Annotated in this window: 14 protein-coding genes; 7 read left to right on the top strand and 7 right to left on the bottom strand. The window is 52.3% G+C overall.

The genetic code is table 11. The features are described from left to right. Window positions 1-9: 9 nt before the first annotated feature. From ACJJI8_RS19340 to ppsR, 3 genes are all read right to left on the bottom strand, one after another. Window positions 10-303 (bottom strand): hypothetical protein, encoded by a 294-nt coding sequence (locus ACJJI8_RS19340; protein ID WP_444896984.1) that lies wholly within the window; start codon window positions 301-303, stop codon window positions 10-12. Window positions 304-478: 175 nt separating this feature from the next. Then, window positions 479-1810, bottom strand: a complete 1332-nt coding sequence (gene pabB, locus ACJJI8_RS19335; protein WP_444933418.1) for an aminodeoxychorismate synthase component I — start codon at window positions 1808-1810, stop codon at window positions 479-481. Window positions 1811-1883: 73 nt separating this feature from the next. Next, window positions 1884-2711, bottom strand: a complete 828-nt coding sequence (ppsR, locus tag ACJJI8_RS19330) for a phosphoenolpyruvate synthetase regulatory kinase/phosphorylase PpsR (RefSeq protein WP_444896986.1) — start codon at window positions 2709-2711, stop codon at window positions 1884-1886. 189 nt (window positions 2712-2900) lie between these two features. Between ppsR and ppsA the strand changes: the two genes are divergently transcribed. The 3 genes from ppsA to rraA all read left to right on the top strand — a co-directional run bounded on the left by ppsA (window position 2901) and on the right by rraA (window position 6879). Beyond that, the gene (ppsA, locus tag ACJJI8_RS19325) at window positions 2901-5264 is read left to right on the top strand and encodes a phosphoenolpyruvate synthase (RefSeq protein ID WP_282932498.1); all 2364 of its coding nucleotides are present in this window, start codon (window positions 2901-2903) and stop codon (window positions 5262-5264) included. Window positions 5265-5694: 430 nt separating this feature from the next. Beyond that, a complete protein-coding gene (locus ACJJI8_RS19320; RefSeq protein ID WP_444928099.1) occupies window positions 5695-6264 on the top strand; it encodes a L,D-transpeptidase family protein in 570 nt (189 codons plus the stop codon). Window positions 6265-6399: 135 nt separating this feature from the next. Further along, complete coding sequence (gene rraA, locus ACJJI8_RS19315) at window positions 6400-6879, top strand: ribonuclease E activity regulator RraA (RefSeq protein ID WP_444933417.1); 480 nt, start codon at window positions 6400-6402, stop codon at window positions 6877-6879. 69 nt (window positions 6880-6948) lie between these two features. Here the strand turns inward: rraA and ACJJI8_RS19310 are convergent, their stop codons facing one another. After that, window positions 6949-8388, bottom strand: coding sequence for a di-heme oxidoredictase family protein (locus tag ACJJI8_RS19310; RefSeq protein WP_444933416.1), 1440 nt, complete (start codon window positions 8386-8388; stop codon window positions 6949-6951). A gap of 154 nt (window positions 8389-8542) precedes the next feature. On the opposite strand from ACJJI8_RS19310, the gene ACJJI8_RS19305 reads away from it, so the two are divergent. Genes ACJJI8_RS19305 through ACJJI8_RS19295 form a run of 3 tightly spaced genes read left to right on the top strand, consistent with a single transcriptional unit; the run spans window position 8543 to window position 13194 of the window. Beyond that, complete coding sequence (locus ACJJI8_RS19305; RefSeq protein ID WP_444933415.1) at window positions 8543-8782, top strand: hypothetical protein; 240 nt, start codon at window positions 8543-8545, stop codon at window positions 8780-8782. Then, window positions 8730-10964: an acyl-CoA dehydrogenase gene (locus ACJJI8_RS19300; protein ID WP_444933414.1), complete on the top strand. Its 2235-nt coding sequence runs from the start codon at window positions 8730-8732 to the stop codon at window positions 10962-10964. Before ACJJI8_RS19305 ends, ACJJI8_RS19300 begins: the two co-directional genes overlap by 53 nt. A gap of 22 nt (window positions 10965-10986) precedes the next feature. Further along, window positions 10987-13194: an acetyl-CoA hydrolase/transferase C-terminal domain-containing protein gene (locus tag ACJJI8_RS19295; RefSeq protein ID WP_444933413.1), complete on the top strand. Its 2208-nt coding sequence runs from the start codon at window positions 10987-10989 to the stop codon at window positions 13192-13194. A 6-nt stretch (window positions 13195-13200) separates the two neighbouring features. Here ACJJI8_RS19295 and pta read toward each other — a convergent pair whose 3' ends face one another. From pta to ACJJI8_RS19280, 3 genes are all read right to left on the bottom strand, one after another. Beyond that, window positions 13201-15375, bottom strand: coding sequence for a phosphate acetyltransferase (gene pta / locus ACJJI8_RS19290; RefSeq protein WP_444933412.1), 2175 nt, complete (start codon window positions 15373-15375; stop codon window positions 13201-13203). 2 nt (window positions 15376-15377) lie between these two features. Further along, complete coding sequence (locus ACJJI8_RS19285) at window positions 15378-16580, bottom strand: acetate/propionate family kinase (protein ID WP_444928094.1); 1203 nt, start codon at window positions 16578-16580, stop codon at window positions 15378-15380. A 235-nt stretch (window positions 16581-16815) separates the two neighbouring features. After that, window positions 16816-18414, bottom strand: a complete 1599-nt coding sequence (locus ACJJI8_RS19280; RefSeq protein WP_282932507.1) for an isocitrate lyase — start codon at window positions 18412-18414, stop codon at window positions 16816-16818. 114 nt (window positions 18415-18528) lie between these two features. Between ACJJI8_RS19280 and ACJJI8_RS19275 the strand changes: the two genes are divergently transcribed. Further along, a complete protein-coding gene (locus tag ACJJI8_RS19275) occupies window positions 18529-19464 on the top strand; it encodes a LysR family transcriptional regulator (protein WP_108733532.1) in 936 nt (311 codons plus the stop codon). The last annotated feature ends 103 nt before the right edge of the window (window positions 19465-19567 follow it).

Raw genomic sequence — 19567 nt, 5'->3', positions numbered from 1 at the left:
GGATGGAGGCTATGAAGCCTCCATCTCGATCAGGGGGCGCAGCACTTCTTTGGCGAACTTGAAGTAAACAGTAAAAATTTCTGCTTCCTTACCTTCGCGCTCTACGACAAAGAAGGGCGCTCGCTCTACCTTGTACTGCTGAGCCAGCTGTAAGCCCGGGCTTTGCGGGTCACGCACGTCGGCGATAAGTGTCTGGTCGATAAATTGCATTTGGCCATTTTCTTCCAGCTTTTCTTCAACGTCGCGACACTTGGCGCAGGGCGAGCCGTCGGCGAGAATTTTCTTGACCAGTGTGATCTTCACGATAATTTCCTTGATCCAGTGCAATGCCATTAAAGGCAAGAAGGACTGAATCTATCAGAACCCCTAATAACTTTGAAATATCAATCGCCGATACCTTTATAACTGAAATTTGTAGTGATGCTACAAAAGGCGCCAAAATAGGCTAATTTTTAGTCGTTTTTCGGCGATTTGATGCCTACTGCAAAAATTGTTCAGTAGTTTCCAGTAGTAAGCGCACCTTGGCCAAGCACTCCTGGTGCTCTGAAGTGGGATCGGAATCTGCAACGATCCCACCACCTGCCGCGCAGGTTAGATGTCCATCGTTGGCGCTGAAGGTCCGGATGGCGATATTGGTGTCAGCGCGGCCACAGCTGCTGATGTAGCCAATACTGCCGCAATAAATCCCCCGGGGGCTGGATTCCAGCTCCCGGATCACTTCCATTGAGCGTCGCTTTGGAGCACCTGTGATAGACCCGCCGGGGAAACAAGCTTCGAGTATTTCGCTATAAACTGACTCTTCGGGTAGCTCACCAGTTACTACGCTGACCAAGTGGTGGACATTTGCAAAACTCGCCAATTGGAATAGCTCGGGAACACGTACGGTGCCACTGCGACACAGCTTGCTCAAATCATTGCGCAGTAAATCGACGATCATCAGGTTTTCCGCCCGGTCCTTGGGGCTTCTCTGCAGCGAGAAGGCGGCGCGCTGATCGGCCATCTTATCAGCGTGTCTTGCTGCAGTGCCTTTAATCGGTTCCGTGCGCAAACTGGCGCCGTCAGCTCGGATAAATCGCTCCGGCGACATACTGAGCAGGCTGCCATGGGGCAGGGCCATATAAGCAGAAAAGGGACCGGCAGCTTGAGAGCGCAATGCCAGGTAAGCGGTTAGCAGATCGCCGCTATAAGGGGCCCTGAAACGCTGGGTAAAGTTTGCCTGATAGATATCGCCAGCGGCTATATATTCCAGTATCTGCTCAATTTGTGCCCGATAATCATCTGCACTCAGTTCGTGCTCAAATGGTGAATGCAGCCGGAAGTCCCCGAGCGTAAGCGTGGTCTCCCAGTTGATAGCTTTAAATCGCTGTGTCAATTCGCGAACTTGCTGGGGGGGGCAGGCGGGGTGGAAAACCAGGTGGTTGCTGCCCAGTTGGTGGTCGGCAATAAAGGCCCATGTGTAGAGACCAAAAAAGCCTGCGGGCAAGTCCGTAGGGCGCATATCTGCCGGTAGATAATTGCCCTCCACACCGAGTTCATAACCAGCGTAACCAATAACCCCGCCGCAAAAAGGCAGTTGTGAGTCCCTGTCCTGAGGGCAGAGTTCGCACACGAGGTCATCCAGCCGGGCAAATGGCTCGGGCGTGTCGGCACTTAACTCGAGGGTATTTATCGGGTCGGCACTAATGATGTCATAGCGCCCACCCTCCGCGAGAGGTCGACCGCTGTCGAGCCAAACGGGGATAGGTAAATCCGCTATCGCCGCAAATGCGGCGGGCGTGTTTAATGAGTAGGGCAGTGAGACAATTTGCATATCAAGCTACAGCAGTCCGGAAGACGGCGCACACTACACATTTTGCGGCGGCAATTAAAGGGTGTGTGGATCTTTAGTCAATCCTGCGCTCAATACCGGCCTGAGACATCAGGCGGGTGGCGAGTTCCTCCACCGAAAGTTGGGTTGCATTGAGGAAAGGCACCTGGGCCCGCCTCAGCATTTGCTCAACTTGGCGCACCTCGAATTCACATTGTTCCTTAGAAGCGTAGCGGCTGTTGGCGCGCCTTTCCTGTCTAATTTGCATCAGACGCTCGGGCTCGATTGTCAGGCCAAACAGCTTGTTGCGAAACGGGCGCAGGATCTTTGGCAGGGTGGTGGAGTCCATATCCTCTTCGGTGATGGGGTAGTTTGCCGCGCGCAGGCCAAACTGAAGTGCCAGGTACAAGCAGGTAGGCGTTTTGCCGGAGCGGGAAACGCCCAGCAGGATTACATCGGCTTGCTGGAATTCGCTGACTCTGCGGCCATCGTCATTGTCCATGGCGAAATGCACTGCTTCAATCCGGTCGGTGTAGCGGCGGTTGTCGTCAATGCCGTGAGAGACGTTGACCATCTGTGCCGGATCCCGGTTAAACAGATTGGCCAGTGGCGTGAGGTAGTTCTCGAAGATATCGAGCATCAGCGCAGAGCTTTGGTGCAGCTGTTCCCGGATCTTGTCGGAAACAATGCTGGTAATAATGATCGGCTGTAAACCGGATTCATCGGCAGCTTTTTCTATGCGTTGCAGGGCCTGTTTAACTTTTTCGGTGGAGTCGATATAGGGAAGCGTGACCTGCTCAACTTGTTGATCGCGGAATTGTGCGAGTAGGCTGTGGCCAATCGCTTCGACGGTGAGACCGGTTCCGTCGGAGATAAAAAAAGCCGTGCGCTTGTCTTTTGCCATGTTTGTTCTCAGTTTGTCGGCGTGAGGGGGCTATTGTAGGGGAGGAATGGGGCAAAGGTCTTTTATTCTGGCGTTTTGCAATTTTTGTAGAAAATTTACAACATTTTGGCCAATTTTTACGGGCTATTTTTTACAAAACTCATCCTTATAATCTGCCGCCACTCAACCTGAATTTTAGAGGGCCTTCACTTGACGAACTTCACGATCGACTTCGCAAAACTGGGCATGGCCGATGTCGACAAAGTCGGCGGCAAGAACGCATCACTGGGCGAGATGATCTCCTCTCTCGCCGGTGCCGGTGTGAGCGTACCCGGTGGCTTCGCTACCACCGCAGAAGCCTTTAGGGCTTTCTTGGCTCACGAACAGCTGGAGCAGCGTATAGCCGAGCGTTTGCAAGGATTGGATGTTGGTAATGTCACCGAGCTGGCCCAGGCGGGAGATGAAATCCGCAACTGGATTTTACAGACTCCGTTCCCCGAGCAGCTGGAAAAAGAGATTCGCGAGGGCTATGAGGCCCTGGGTGGTGCGGAAACTGCTGTTGCAGTTCGCTCCTCTGCAACCGCCGAAGACTTGCCGGATGCGTCCTTCGCCGGTCAGCAGGAGACCTTCCTGAATATCCGCGGTATCGACGCTGTATTGAAGGCAGTAAAAGAAGTTTTTGCTTCCCTCTACAACGACCGTGCTATCGCCTACCGCGTGCACACCGGTTATGCGGATGTGGGCGTTGCCCTGTCTGCCGGTATCCAGCACATGGTGCGCAGTGAGACTGGCGCAGCGGGTGTGATGTTTACTCTGGACACAGAGAGTGGCTTCCGCGATGTGATCTTTATCACCGCCGCCTTTGGTTTGGGCGAAACCGTTGTTCAAGGTGCGGTTAACCCGGACGAATTTTACCTCTACAAGCCAGCCCTGGATGCGGGCCGTCCTGCAATTCTGCGCCGCAATCGCGGCAGTAAAGCGATCAAGATGGTTTACGACGAGAGCGGTGAATGTGGTCGTTCCGTAAAAACTATCCCGGTGGCAGACGAAGACCGCCAGCGCTTTGCCCTCAACGATGCGGAGCTGACAGACCTGGCAATCCAGGCCCGCAAGATTGAAGAGCACTACGGACGCCCGATGGATATCGAGTGGGCTAAAGACGGCGACAGCGGTAAGTTGTTTATCGTACAGGCGCGTCCGGAAACTGTACGCTCCCGCGATCAGGGAACCAGCATCGAGCGCTACAGCTTGCAGGAGCGCAGTGACGTATTGTGTGAAGGTCGCGCAATCGGCCAGCGCATTGGCGCGGGCCCCGTTCGCAAGCTTGAATCCGTAGAAGATATGGCGCTGATGCAGGATGGTGAAGTCCTGGTTACCGACATGACCGACCCGGATTGGGAGCCGGTCCTGAAGAAAGCGAGTGCTATTGTTACCAATCGCGGCGGCCGTACTTGTCACGCGGCAATTATCGCTCGTGAGCTGGGTATCCCCGCAGTTGTAGGTTGTGGTAATGCAACCGAGCTGCTGGAAACCGGCACCCCGGTGACAGTTTCCTGTGCGGAAGGCGATACCGGTTTTGTAATGGCTGGTGAACTGGAATTCCAGCGCGAGGAAACTGAAGTTGCGGAAATGCCGGAGCTACCGTTCAAAATTATGTTGAACGTGGGCAACCCGGATCGAGCATTCGCTTTCAGTCATCTGCCGAACCAGGGCGTTGGCCTTGCACGCCTCGAGTTTATCCTCAACCGCATGATCGGTATTCACCCGAAAGCACTGCTCGAACTGGATAACCTGCCGGAAGATCTGCAGCAGAATATTCGCGAGCGTATCGGTGGATACGATTCTCCAGAAGACTTTATTGTCGAAAAACTTGTGGAAGGTATCGCTACCTTGGCTGCAGCCTTCGCACCGAATCGCGTTATCGTACGCTTGTCCGACTTTAAATCTAATGAGTATGCGCACCTTGTGGGTGGCCAGTTGTACGAGCCAAGCGAAGAAAATCCAATGCTTGGCTTCCGTGGTGCAGCTCGCTATCGCTCCGAAGATTTCCGCCAGTGCTTTGCCCTGGAGTGCCGTGCACTGAAGAAAGTCCGCGATGAAATGGGACTGACCAATGTGGAAATCATGGTGCCCTTCGTCCGCACCCCGGAAGAAGCTGAGGAAGTAGTCGGTCTGCTGGCTGAAAACGGCCTGCGCCGTGGAGAAGGTGGCCTCAAGGTCATTATGATGTGCGAACTGCCGTCCAATGCTTTGCTGGCGGAAGACTTCCTGCAGCACTTTGATGGTTTCTCCATCGGTTCCAATGACCTGACCCAGCTAACGCTTGGTCTGGACCGCGACTCCGGACTGGTTGCCGATTTGTTTGATGAGCGCAACCCAGCGGTCAAGGCACTGCTTTCCAGGGCGATCCAAGCCTGTAAGAAAGCGGGTAAATATGTAGGTATTTGTGGTCAGGGTCCTTCTGACCATAAAGACTTCGCCCGCTGGTTGATGGATGAGGGGATTGACAGTGTGTCCCTGAATCCGGATACCGCAGTAGATACCTGGCTATTCCTGGCCAACGAGGAAGGTTAATTTTCCTCATTAAGCGGCCCAATTATGGGCCGCTTTCCTAATTCTTCCCTCGCTATATTTAATTGTAATTTTTCTGCTGAAGCGATGTTTGCCTTGGTGGAAAATGAGTCCGTTGTTGCCGTTAAACCCAGAAACATCTGATTTTGTTCTGCTAATTGTGTTTGAAAAATTTAAACGACACATTAACCAAAAAATACAAACCTCTATCAGCTGATCCGCACAGAAGAATTCATTCTAAATCTTTCCGCTCGCCTCAATAGAATCGGAAGAGTCTTAAGGTTGCGTGTAAATCGAAAAACAGATTGCGCAATGTGCTCCGTAAAAATGTTCGCCGTGGGCCCTGGCCCCACTGGCGCGCACCTGAAAATTACCGACAGACTGTTTATCTGTTGGATTCAGGGCAGGGTACCCAGACTCGGTGAGGTGAGCTATGCAAACGAGTAGACAGTTTCAAATCCCCATACTTCATGTCTTTTTGATGATGTGCCTTATGGCTTTAATGGCGGCGCCACCGGCAGATGCAAAGCCACGCGCATCTAATTGGTTTGATGATCGCGCTGCAGCAAGGGGTGGTAGTCCATCAATTAGAATTGATTTAAGTGAGCAGCGCGCATATCTGTATAAAGGTGGGAAATTAGTTGGTGTCTCCCGTATTTCTTCGGGAAAGCGCGGTTACAGCACACGCCCCGGACATTTTCGTGTGTTGTCCAAACACCCTTATCACCGCTCGTCTATTTATGGCAGTTTTGTTGATAGACGCACTGGCAGAGTCGTGAGATCTAATGTAAATACTCGAAAGCATCGTCGCCCTGCGGGTACTGTGTATCGCGGTGCAAAAATGAATAATTACATTCGTTTTAATGGCGGTATCGGTTTACATGCTTCTGGCCATGTGCCCGGCTATCCCGCTTCTCATGGTTGTGTACGTATGCCCCCACATATGGCGAGAAAGTTCTATCAGCATGTGCGTGTAGGCACGCCGGTTCGTGTAACACACTAGTTTCAATTTCGTGGCAGCGAAGGCTTGGCCGGGTATTATCCATCGTGGTGATACCCGGTATTTATTTGCCTCTTAGCTCTTCTACTTTTTTCCCGCTATTATCCTTCTCTTCCATAGATTGCTGCGAGAATATTGATGCTCAAGTCAACCCCCGATTTATGTGATGCCTACCCTGATGAGGTGCGAGTAGTTGATCCTATGTTTATCAATTACGGTGGCCGAGATCGTTTTGGTGGGCAGATTGTCACTATCAAATGTTTTGAAGATAACTCCCTGGTGCGAGAACTGGTGGCTGAACCGGGGCAAGGCAAGGTTTTGGTAGTAGATGCCGGTGGATCTATGCGGCGGGCTTGTCTTGGCGATACGTTGGCAGAAAAGGCGGTTGCCAACGGCTGGGAAGGTATCCTGATGTATGGCTGCATTCGCGATGTAGATGAAATCGCGGAACTGAATCTGGGGGTGCAGGCACTTGGTAGCCATCCAATGAAAACAGAAAAAAAGGGAATTGGTGAAAGAGGCTTGGCAGTAAGCTTTGCCGGTGTGGATTTCCGCCCGGGGGAATACCTCTACGCGGATAACAACGGTGTAATTGTGGCGGGTAAGGCACTGACTTAAAAACGCCAGTAAGTCCATTGGGTCTGGAAACTGGCAGCGAAAAAGCGCTGCCAGTTGTTGAGAATCAACTCAGCGGGGATCAATTAGATCATCAGCGGGGTTCTCCGGCATTCTCAGGGACATCAAAAATGCCAAGATCTTATTCTGATCATTTTCACTTAAATACTTGAAATTCTGTGCTGCGTTACTGGCCTCGCTTCCGGGGCTGTCGTGGAGAAAAATGGCTTCTGCCAACGTAGTGGCTCTGCCGTCGTGTAAATAGGGCGCGGTATCGGCCACTCCCCAAAGGCGTGCGGTAATAAACTCACGGTTTTGCTGGTCCGTTTGGAAGAAGGCGTTCTCAGCCAGCCCTTCGCCCATGTCGTGGCGCTTGAGATCAGAGAACATCGCGACCTCTATTCCGCCATTGCGGGTTTGGCGAAAATTTGTCGGTTGCTTGGTGAGGTCCACTTCGTAAAAAATGTCTTCAAAGGGAGTTTCTGGAGAGCCGGTAAGTTTATAAGGGAGGGTCCTTCTCTGGGTGACCATCGTTGGGCGGTGGCAGTCGGCGCAGCCAATATCGGAGAAAAGCCTCCGGCCGTCACGGTGTTCTCTGTCATCGACATCGAATGGTGGTTCCAGGGTGGTAATAAAGATACTCAGTGCGGATAAGTCCCCAACGGTGATTTCATTGACGACTCCGTCATTATCAGCATCTGCTGTTGCTCCGCCAAAGGCTTCCGAGGCCTGCATCCCCATGTGAAATGCCAAGGCGGAGACATCGAACTCCCTGACTGAGGCGTTGTCACCTTTTCGACCAAATGGCCTGACAACCAAATCGTGCTCGACGCCTTCGACATTGGTTGTATCCAAATTGCCGTACTCGTCGGCAATGATGCTCCCAAAACTGACTGATTTTGTTTCCAGTTCAACGATGGTGCCGGGGTTGTTGAGGGCGTGTTGTTTAAGATTTTGTAATTCATGGGTCATCTCACGACCAACCAATTCAATCCCCCCGGCGCCAAATAAAAATACCGGATTAATCAGCCGCCCATCAAACTCTGCGATACCGTCAAAGTTTTCATCGATAACATCGATATTGGCGGGACGGAATAATACGCTGGTTCCGAATCCTCCACCTCCGCCAATGCCTAATTTGGGTGGCGTTGTTCTATTGCTGATAACGGTGTGGCACTCCAGGCAATTTTGCGCATCGAGGCCATTGACCCGTAAGAATGTGCCATTACCTTGCAGGGTGGGCCTGTTACCTCCGGTGGGGGAGTGGTTGTCCGGTTCAGAAAAATCGTGGGGGCCATCACCAAAACCGTCGTAACGATTGAAAGGCGTGCTGAAAATAATCAGCCCCGCTTCACGTATTTCGTCGAGGTGGAGTTGTCCTTGGGAAATTTCATCCTGGCTAATCCTATCTGCAGGGTCTAAGCGCGGTGCTTCGCCGATAAGATCGGCGTAAATTAATGAAGGGAGCATCAGGCTGATGCTGGTGAGAGATATTGCCGTTAATCGCTTCATGTCAAAATCCTTGTTTATTTTTCTTTCCCTTTCAAAAAGTTATAAGGCTAAGTCCCTGGAAAAAATGGTTGTTTAATTGAAAGGGGGTGAGGGGGTCCCACAATACGAATTGCTGTGGACGGAGTGAGAAAAAGCTAATCTCAATAACTTTTCAATGGCCCTAAAAAAAATAACGCCGGTTTTGTTGAAAAATAAAATGTCTATCAGGGTAGGGGCATGCATTTCTTCTGTGAATTCTTACCTGCAATCAAACGTCTCCTATTATTGTGCATTGATGACTCTCTTGACCCTGCGGGAATTGGCAGTGTTTGTTGCAACGGCTGCCGCTATGGAAGGTGAAAATGAGCGAATTGCGCAAAAAATTCTTTACCGCGCCTCTTTTAAAAATTATTAAACGGGTACTTCCGCCAATTTCTGAAACAGAAAGGGAGGCGATGGAAGCGGGTGAAGTTTGGTGGGACGCTGAGTTATTGTCAGGTAAACCACATTGGGATCAATTGTTGGGGATGGGGCCACCTGCGCTCAATGAAGAGGAGCAGGCTTTCCTGGAGGGGCCAGTCGAAGAGCTGTGCCGAATGATCAACGATTGGCAAATTAGCTATGTGGATCGCAATATTCCGGAGCATGTTTGGGATTTCCTTCGGAAAAATCGCTTTTTTGGCATTATTATTCCCAAGAAGTATGGTGGTCTAGGCTTTTCTCCGACAGCTCACGCGGAGATAGTGACCAAAATTACCACCCGCAGTACCTGTGTGGGTGTCACCGTAATGGTGCCTAACTCATTGGGCCCGGGAGAGCTGCTACTGGCTCACGGTACGCAAGAGCAAAAGGACTACTATTTGCCACGTCTGGCAGATGGCACTGATATTCCCTGCTTTGCGCTGACCAGTCCGGAGGCCGGATCTGATGCGGCATCCATGATTGACCGTGGCGTAGTCTGTTACGGCGAATATCAAGGCGAAAAGGTCCTTGGTATGCGTGTTAATTGGCACAAGCGCTATATCACCTTGGGCCCGATAGCCACGGTGTTAGGTTTGGCCTTCAAGCTCTATGACCCGGACCATATTCTCGGCGATGAAGAAGAGCTGGGTATTACGGTTGCCCTGGTTCCCACAGATACACCGGGAGTTTCCATTGGTCAGAGGCATCTCCCAGCGCTGCAAGCATTTCAGAATGGGCCCAACTGGGGAAAAGATGTTTTTATGCCGATGGATTGGATTATTGGCGGCGAGGAGAATGTCGGCAAAGGTTGGGAGATGCTGATGAGTGCCCTTGCCGCAGGCCGAGGAATTTCTCTGCCATCCCTGTCTACCGGTGGGGCAAAAATGGCCGCGCGCATGACCGGCGCTTACGCCCGGGTTCGAGAGCAATTTAATGTGCCTGTTGGCCGCTTTGAAGGCGTGCAACGCCGCTTGGCTGAAATTGCTTCTATCGCCTTTGTATTGGACAGCGCCCATAAAACGACTACCCGTGCCCTGGATGAGGGGCGAAAGCCAGCGGTGATCACCGCAATTATGAAAGCCAATGCTACTTGTGGTCTACGCCAGGCCATTATTGATGCAATGGATATTCATGCGGGCAAGGCCATTATGGATGGTCCATTAAATTACCTGGGTAATGTTTATCGAGCGATACCGGTAGCAATTACGGTAGAGGGGGCCAATCTTCTCACTCGCAGTTTGATGATCTTTGGTCAGGGCGCAATTCGCTGCCACCCCTATATTTTGAAGGAAATGTTGGCGGCAGAAAACCCGGATCATGAAGCGGGTTTGGACGAACTGGATAAGTTGCTGCCCAAGCATATGTGGTTTCAATTCAAAACCCTCTGTCGGGGTATTTTTCACGGCTGGACGGTGGGCTTGTTTGCCAGCAGCCCCCGCAACGTAGGGCACGCCGCCAAGTACTACCGGCAATTGAACCGGTATTCGGCGGTGCTATCTCTGGTCACCGAATTTTCCTTGATGACCCTGGGAGGAGAACTCAAGCGAAAAGAATTGATTTCTTCCCGATTGGGCGATGTCTTGAGTCAGCTGTATCTGCTCAGCTGCACCCTGAAGCGCTTTTATGATGATGGCAACCCTAAGGATGACCTCCCTCTGCTGGAATTTGCCATGCGAGATGGATTGCATAAGATCGAAGTCAACTTGTTGGAGGTGTTTCAAAATTTCCCCCGGCCATTTATTGGCCAAGTAATGCACTTCCTCACCATGCCTTGGGGTCACAGTGTCCACACTGCATCGGATCGGCAAGCCAAGGCCTGTGCGGAATTACTGTTGACGCCGTCGGCGACTCGCGACCGGCTGACCAGTGGAGTCTTTCTCGGAACTCCCGGGGATGGAGTGGATATTGTTGAGCAGGCGTTTGATCGGGTATGCGCTTCCGAGCGGGCTCGTGAAAAATTAAAAAAAGGCGGTATTCGCAACCTGAGCAGGGATAGCGTGGAAAAAGGGTTAAAGAAAAATCTAATCAGCGATGAAGAGGCTGAGATACTCTACGATGCAGCGGATGCTGTAGAGAAGGCAATTCAGGTGGATCACTTCGAGCACTTGGGTGGGTGTGCGGGCACAGTCCAATAGGGTTTGAGGAAAGCTACCTCCGATGGAATCTGCGCACAAGAATGCTCCAGAGAGCTTTACCAGTGCCGAGGAGTGTGTCGATAAGCTCTTAGAAGTTGTCGGCAAAAAAATAGTTCTGGCATTACCGCTGGGGCTTGGTAAAGCAAACCATTTCGCTAATACGCTATACGCTCGAGCGGCAGAAGATCATACGATTTCACTGACGATATTTACGGCCCTGACGCTGGAGCGCCCCCGTGGGGATAGTGATATTTCCCGGCGCTTTATCCAGCCACTTCTGGATACCCATTACAGTCAATACCAAGACCTTGCTTATGTTCCCGCGAGGAGGAAAGGGCACCTGCCAGGTAATATCCAGGTTATTGAATTCTTTATGGAGCCCGGTTCGCTGCTCGGCAACAACTATGCACAGCAACACTACGTGAGTGCAAATTATACCCAGGTACCCGGTGAGCTGATCAGTCGGGGGGTTAACGTTATTGCGCAAATGGTGGCGCCCTCAGAGTGTGGAGACAAGTACAGTTTAAGTTGTAACCCAGACCTGACACTGCCTGTTCTAAAGCTGGCAGCTCAGCGCAAGGACTACCCCCTGTTTTTATTGGGTGAAGTAAATACACAGCTGCCCTATATCCATGGAAGCAGTGAGCTACCGGCCAGTGCTTTTGACTTTTTGTTGAAAGGCGAGACTTTTGATACGCCGCTGTTTGCGGCTCCGGCCCTGCCGGTAACCTTTACCGAATACAGTATCGCCTACCATATCGCCAGTCTGGTTGAAGATGGGGGAACCCTTCAAGTAGGTATCGGCGCCCTGGGAGATGCGGTTTGCCATGTACTGCGCTTGAGGCATAAGGAAAACGCCCTCTTTTGCCGGATTCTGAATGACTTGGTGGAAGAGGATACAAAGCGCTACCGAGAGGAATTACCTCTGTGTACCGGTACATTTCAGAGGGGCCTTTATGGGGCCAGTGAAATGGTGCCCCACGGTTTTCTCCATTTGCGTAGAGCGGGGGTTCTGACCCGTAAAGTCTACGCTGATGCGACAATTCAACATCTGCTCGATAGCGATCAGATTACTGATACTGTGCAGGAAGAAACGCTGCTTGCATTAAAGAATGCTGGCCGTATCAGTTGCCCTTTAACCGTGGCAGATACAGATTTTTTACAGCAGCTTGGCATTGTGGACCCCAGCTACAGTTGGCGGGGCCATAAGTTGCTGACTCCTGATGGTGAAGAAGAGGAGTGTGATCTTCACAGCGAACATGGGCGCCGCCGTCTAATTGGTAGTTGCCTGAATAAAAAGATCGCTGGGGGGATCTGGTTACATGGTGGCTTCTATCTGGGGCCGGAACTTATGTATCGAGAGTTGCGGGATCTGGACCCTAAGGAGGGTGCAGGTCTCGATATGATTGACATCAGTTTTACCAATGACCTCCAATCCCAAAGAGACCTAAAGCTGGCGCAGCGACAGCATGCGCGCTTTGTAAATTCAGCCATGATGGTGACCCTTGGGGGGGCGGTTGTCTCGGATGCCTTGGTGGATAACCACGTGGTGAGTGGGGTGGGAGGGCAATATAACTTTGTCGCCCAGGCTTGGGACTTGCCTGGGGCCCGATCCATTATTGCACTCCCAAGTGTACGAATGCGCGATGGTATCTGCGAGAGTAATATTGTGTGGGAATATCCTCACACGACAATTCCCCGGCATTTGCGCGATGTGGTTGTGACGGAATATGGCGCAGTCGATTTGCGTGGTAAAACAGACCGGGATGTAATGGTGGCTATGCTCAGTATCTGTGATACCCGCTTTCAAGCTGTATTGCTAGAGCAGGCCAAGCACGCGGGGAAGATAGAAAAAAGCTTTTCGATTCCCGAGAGTTTTAATAACAACACACCTGAACATCTCGCCAGTGTATTCAATGACGAAAAATGCCTGGCGGAACTGCCTCACTATCCACTGGGTACTGATTTCTCTGATGAGGAAGCCCTGCTAGCGGTGGCCCTACAGCACTTGCGCTCTGCTGATAAAAGCTGGTGGAAAGTGTTGGCCAATATTTTTAAAGGCCGCCGGGTCTGGCACGATAAATCCTCAAGTGCCGACTATATCCAACGCTGCTTACAGCGAATGGGGTACGATCATACAGAGACCTATGAGCACAGGCTGGAAGCCTATACCGTTGCGGCCGCGTTACAAGAGTATATCGACCAGCGAAGGCCCCTGCGCCGTGAGTAAATAAAATCAGTGAAGTTTGCCCTGGGCCTGGATGGCGGTGAGGGCAATGGTATACACAATATCATCCACGAGTGCGCCCCGTGATAGGTCGTTAACCGGCTTGCGCAATCCCTGCAACATTGGCCCAATACTCACTAAGTCAGCGCTGCGTTGAACGGCTTTGTAGGTAGTGTTGCCGGTATTCAGGTCGGGAAAGATAAAAACTGTGGCCCTGCCGGCCACGGGACTGTGCGGGGCTTTTTGGGCAGCGACATTGCGGATTAAGGCGGCATCGTATTGAAGGGGGCCATCAATAATTAGCTGCGGTCTCTTCTGTTTGGCCAGCTGGGTGGCCTTGCGGACTTTATCGACATCGCTGCCGCTGCCGGATGTGCCGGTGGAGTAACTGATCATTGCGACTCGGGGTTCTATACCAAATGCCGCTGCGGAATCTGCTGATTGAATGGCTATAGCGGCGAGTTGCTGTGCATCGGGATCGGGATTGATCGCGCAATCTCCGTAGACCAGTACCTGTTCAGGGAGCAGCATAAAAAATATCGAGGAAACCAGCTCTTCATCCGGGGCGGTTTTGATCAGTTGCAGGGCGGGCCGAATGGTATTGGCTGTTGTGTGAATAGCTCCGGACACCAGTCCATCCACTTCACCCAATGCCAACATCATGGTTCCGAGAACCACATTATCCTGTAGCTGCTCAAGTGCCACTACTTGAGTAAGTCCCTTGTTTTTACGCAGGGCAACCATGGGCTCCACATAGTGTGCCCTCACAGCCTTGGGATCGACAATTTCTAACTTTTTATTGAGCTTTAACCCTTGCTGCTCGGCAATTTTGAAAATATCTTTTTCTTCGCCCAGTAAAACCGGGTGTGCAATCTCTCTCTCCAGGCAGAGCTGGGCGGCGCGAATGGTGCGGGGTTCAGTTCCCTCGGGTAGGACAATCCGCATAGTGCGGCGCCGGGCCAGTTCTGTGAGGTGGTAGCGGAATGCCGGAGGTGAAAGGCGTTTGGGGATTTCACTTTGTTGGCTCAGTGATTCCACCCACTCTTCATCCAGGCGACTGGCGAAAAATTCCTGTACCCGGTCCACGCGATTTCTGTCATCTGATGGGGTGCGTAAATTAAAAGTCTGCAGTGACATCACAGTGTGCCAGGTATTGGAAGGCACTAATAAAATGGGTAGGCCTGTTTCCATGGCCGGGGTGCACAGTTTCAAAATGGCTTTGTCCAAATGGTAGCCGCCGGTTAATAGCAGGCATCCAATTTTGACTCCATTCATCACGGCTAAACATGCGCCCACAACCACATCGGGCCTATCGGCAGAAGTTACCAGCATGGCCCCAGGCTTAAATCTTCTCAACATATTGGGCAGTGAGCGGGAGCAGAAAGTGACGGTATGCAACCTGCGTGTTTCCAGCTCTCCTTTATTGAGTACCTTTGCATTAAAGTGCCGCGCCAGGTCGAGTGCACGGGGGGAGAGCAGCTCTGCATTCCAGGGAATAAAACCGACAATACGCAGTGGAATCTGCTTTGAAAGTATCTCAGGGGTCAGGCTAGGGGGGCTTTCTTTACTAGATTCCAGTTGTGAATGCAGTCCAATTAAATGAGCTCCAGGAGTATCCATAATTTCCGCAGGCAGACCCACTTTATTGATGATGCAGCCCACTACGCGCTTTGCATCCTCGCCGCCATAAAGACGTACGGCAAATTCCAGTCTCTCGCGAAGTTGCTTGATTGAATCGCTGGCACCGGGAGATGGGCAGGCGACGAGTACCACTTCTGCATCAAGGGTTTTGGCAATTTGATAATTCAGTTGGTTAGTCACGGGGTTGTCGCGGCTGGGTAGCACGCCCTCGATCACATTAACTTCAGCCTTCGCCGAGATTCGTCCGAAACGGGCGAGAATCTCTTCCAGTAAATCCGCCATTTTTCCGGTGGATACCATCGAGTCCGCATATTCGGCACTCAGCGAGCTGGGGATGGCCAGGTTGGATGTTTGCCGCAAGATTTCAGTGGTGCGCTCTATAGTGCCGTCTGGTGGTGGGGGTTCGGCGACGGGTTTAAAAAATTGAAGCTCAATACTTTTTCGGTCTAGCGCCCGAATTAAACCCAGGCTCACGGAGGTGATACCGGCCCCCGCTTCCAGGGGAACCAGCATCAGGGTTCTGGCGTTACTGTGTCGCAGCATGTTTAAGACTGCACCAAGCGCGATGTATCTCGGGCAATAATCCAGTCTTCCTTAGTGGGGATTACCAGGATGTTGGGAGTTTCCTGCGCAGAGATTAAGCCCTCCACTTGCGACTTGGTTTTCTGATTGGCTTCGGGGTTGAGCTGGTAACCTAAGGGTTTGAGCCATTCGATGGTCCGGCTTCGCACCCCGGAGGAGTTCTCCCCGATACCGCCTGTGAATACCAAAGCATCGACGCTACCCAAGGGGATGGTGTAAGCAGCAATATATTTGGCCAGGCGGTAACAGAATATTTCCAGGGCGAGTTTGGCTCCCTGATGATCTTTCTCGGCAGCTTGCTCCAGTGCGCGGCAATCACTGCTCAGGGTGGATATGCCCAACATACCGCTTTCTCTATTTAGCAGCTGCTCAAGTGAGGCTTGGGTATATCCCAGCGCTTGCTGTAAGTAGAGGAGTATTCCCGGGTCCAGATCGCCGCAGCGACTCCCCATTACCAGTCCTTCAAGAGGTGTAAGCCCCATGCTTGTATCTACACTGCAACCCTGTTTGATGGCGCAAATAGAGGCGCCGCCACCGAGGTGGGCAGCAATGATATTGAGTTCAGCCGTCTGTTTTCCCAGTAGTTCGGCGCACCGCTCGCCAATGTACTGATAGCTACTGCCATGCATGCCATAGCGGCGGATCTTGTGCTCTTCGTACAGTGGGTAGGGGAGCCCGTATAGATACGCATACTTCGGCATTTGCTGATGAAAGGCGGTATCAAAAACGGCGACTTGGGGGAGTTGGGGGAATGCATCGAGGGCGGCGTAGATCCCCTTGAGAGCAGCGGGGTTATGCAAGGGGGCTAAGTCACAGCACTCTTCGATACAGGCCATCACCTTCTGATTGATCAGAACGGAGCTGGAGAAATGCTCGCCGCCATGGACGACTCGGTGACCTATCGCTTTTAACCCGTCCTGTAACTCTGACCAGGCTCGGTCAAACTGTGTTACCAGCTCATTAATTACCGCCGCGTGGTCGCTATCCAGCGCGAGCCGATGGGAGTCTTCTGTTCCTTGATAGTGCCACTTCAGTTTGGCTTTGGGGGTGCCAAGGGCTTCCGCGATACCAGCAAGATGTTCTGCACCCGAATCTGGGTCCAGCACGGAAAACTTCACTGACGAGCTGCCGCAATTGAATATCAGAATTAAATTTTGATCGCTCATGATGCGCGAATTTCAACGAGGGTGCTTTAAGGCTAGCCGAGGAGTTGTCTTTGCGAGGGAAAGAACCGGCGTAGTTCAGTTTCGGAATAAAAAAGGGCCGCAGTAGCGGCCCAAGTAATAAAAATTGCAGAGATCAAAGCATAGGCAAACTTGCGGTGCTTTGAGATGAACCCAATAGGTTCAAAAAAAGAGGCGGCAAGTGCCGCCTCAAATTTACTGAAACCGTACCGGTCGATTAACCGAACTGGTTCATGGTGTTGTCTTTACCGCCAGCCTTCAGGGCAGCGTCACCAGCAAAGTATTCTTTGTGGTCGTCGCCAATGTCGGAGCCAGCCATGTTCTGGTGCTTAACGCAGGCGATGCTCTGGCGGATTTCTTTGCGCTGTACGCCTTTCACATAGCCCAGCATACCTTGCTCACCGAAGTACTCTTTGGCCAGGTTGTCGGTAGACAGGGCCGCAGTGTGGTAAGTCGGCAGAGTGATCAGGTGGTGGAAGATACCAGCTTCGCGAGCCGCGTCGGCCTGGAAGGTACGGATCTTCTCGTCGGCCGCTGCAGACAGCTCAGAGTCGTCGTACTCGGCGCTCATCAGGTTGGCGCGGTCGTATGCGGATACGTCTTTACCTTCTTCAGACCAGGCATCGAATACCTGCTGGCGGAAGTTCAGGGTCCAGTTGAAGGACGGGCTGTTGTTGTAAACCAGCTTCGCATCGGGAACGACTTTGCGGATTTCGTCCATCATGCCGCCGATCTGGCGAACGTGAGGCTTCTCGGTTTCGATCCAGATCAGGTCTGCACCGTTCTGCAAAGAGGTGATGCTGTCCAGGATGCAGCGCGCTTCGCCAGTGCCCTTGCGGAACTGGAACAGGTTGGAAGCCAGACGCTTAGGACGCAGCAGCTTGCCTTCGCGGTTGATGATTACGTCGCCGTTGGCCAGCTCGGAAGCATCGATTTCTTCGCAATCCAGGAAGGAGTTGTACTGGTCACCCAGGTCACCCGGCTTATTGGTTACAGCGATTTGCTTGGTCAGGCCAGCGCCCAGGGAGTCGGTACGGGCAACGATAACACCGTTGTCTACGCCCAGTTCCAGGAATGCGTAGCGAACTGCACGGATCTTGGCCAGGAAGTCTTCGTGAGGAACGGTTACTTTACCGTCCTGGTGACCACACTGCTTCTCGTCAGAAACCTGGTTTTCGATTTGGATACAGCAAGCACCCGCTTCGATCATTTTCTTGGCCAGCAGGTAAGTTGCTTCGGCGTTACCAAAACCTGCATCGATGTCGGCGATGATCGGTACAATGTGAGTCTTGTGGTTGTCGATCTTGTCCTGGGCAGCTTTCTCAGCTTCTTTATCGCCAGCTTCGCGAGCGGCGTCCACTTCGCGGAACAGGTCGTTCAGTTCGCGGGCATCAGCCTGGCGCAGGAAGGTGTAGAGCTCTTCGATCAGAGCGGCTACGGAAGTTTTTTCGTGCATGGACTGGTCGGGCAGAGGACCGAATTCGCTGCGCAGAGCGGCAACCATCCAGCCGGACAGGTACAGGTAGCGGCGGTCAGTGTTGCCTTCGAAGTGCTTCTTAATAGAAATCATCTTCTGCTGACCGATGAAACCGTGCCAGCAACCCAGGGACTGGGTGTACTTGGACGTGTCCTTGTCGTAGTTTTCCATGTCGGCGCGCATGATATCAGCGGTGTACTTGGCGATATCCAGGCCGTGCTTGAATTTGTTCTGGGCACGCATACGGGCAACAGATTCGGGATCGATGGCGTCCCAGGAGCTGCCATGGCTTTCACGGAGCTTTGCTACCGCGTCGATGTCTTGAGTGTAAGTGGACATGACTGTAAATCCTTAAACGGTGACTGCGATTAGGTGTTGAGTATCTTAGGAGGAGTGGCATAATTTGCCTAATTTATTGATTTTATTTTCACTATCGATTTGGCGAATAGATGTATGCAACTGGAAAGAGCTGACCTGAACCTGCTGGTTTACCTCGATGTGCTACTGCGCGAACGCAATGTGACCCGTGCAGCCAATTACCTGGGGCTGTCCCAGCCGGCCATGAGTAATGGCCTGAAGCGCCTGCGGGAACTGTTTGACGATCCGTTGCTGGTGCGCACCCGCGAGGGCATGATGCCCACGGAAAGGGCTTTGGAATTGCAGCCGATGGTGCGCGAAGCACTCTCTTCCATTGATCGGGTTATCCAGCCAAATCGGGATTTTGACCCCGCCAATACACGCCGCACCTTCCGCATCATGGCCAGTGACTACGCCGAGTCCACCCTGATACCGCCGCTGTTAAAGCAACTGCGGGATGACGCCCCGGGTATCAGCCTGGATATCATGACGCCCAGTGATGTTAGCTTTGTGGATGTAGAGCAGGGCAAAGTGGATATGGTGATCAACCGCTTTGACAGCATGCCGCAGAGCTTTCACCAGGCCACCGTATGGCGCGACAGCTTCTCCTGTGTGATGCGCGCCGATAACCCGATACTCCGGGATTACAATCTGCAGAGTTATCTGGAAGCCCAGCATATCTGGGTGAGCAAGACCGGTATGGGGGTGGGTGTCGGGGTTAACCCGGAAGATGTACAGCGCTTGGGCTGGGTGGATGAGGCCATAGGTCGTTTGGGGGAGAAGCGGGATATCTCCGTTTTCACCCGTCACTACCAGGTAGCTATGCTGCTGGCTGAACAGAGCGATCTAATCGTAACGGTGCCCACTCGCTTGGCCCAATTGGCCAGTGATAATCCCCGCGTGGTGAGGCGTGATCCGCCCCTGGATATTCCCAACTTGGAGTTAAAAATGGCTTGGAGCCCGCTGTTGCAACAGAGCGCCCCGCACCGCTGGCTGCGCCGTTTAATTCTCGATATTGGCCGCGCTTTGTAACGATGTTGCAGGTGGGCGCTGTGTCTGCGCGGTTCTGTCCGGGCAAACACACATCAACTGCTTTGTCATAAAAATTCGATCTATGAATAGTGGGAATTGTGTC

The sequence above is a fragment of the Microbulbifer maximicatervae (SeqCode) genome (assembly GCF_052467695.1).
Note: the sequence above shows the minus strand (reverse complement) of the source record. Positions and strands in the feature narration are given on the sequence as shown.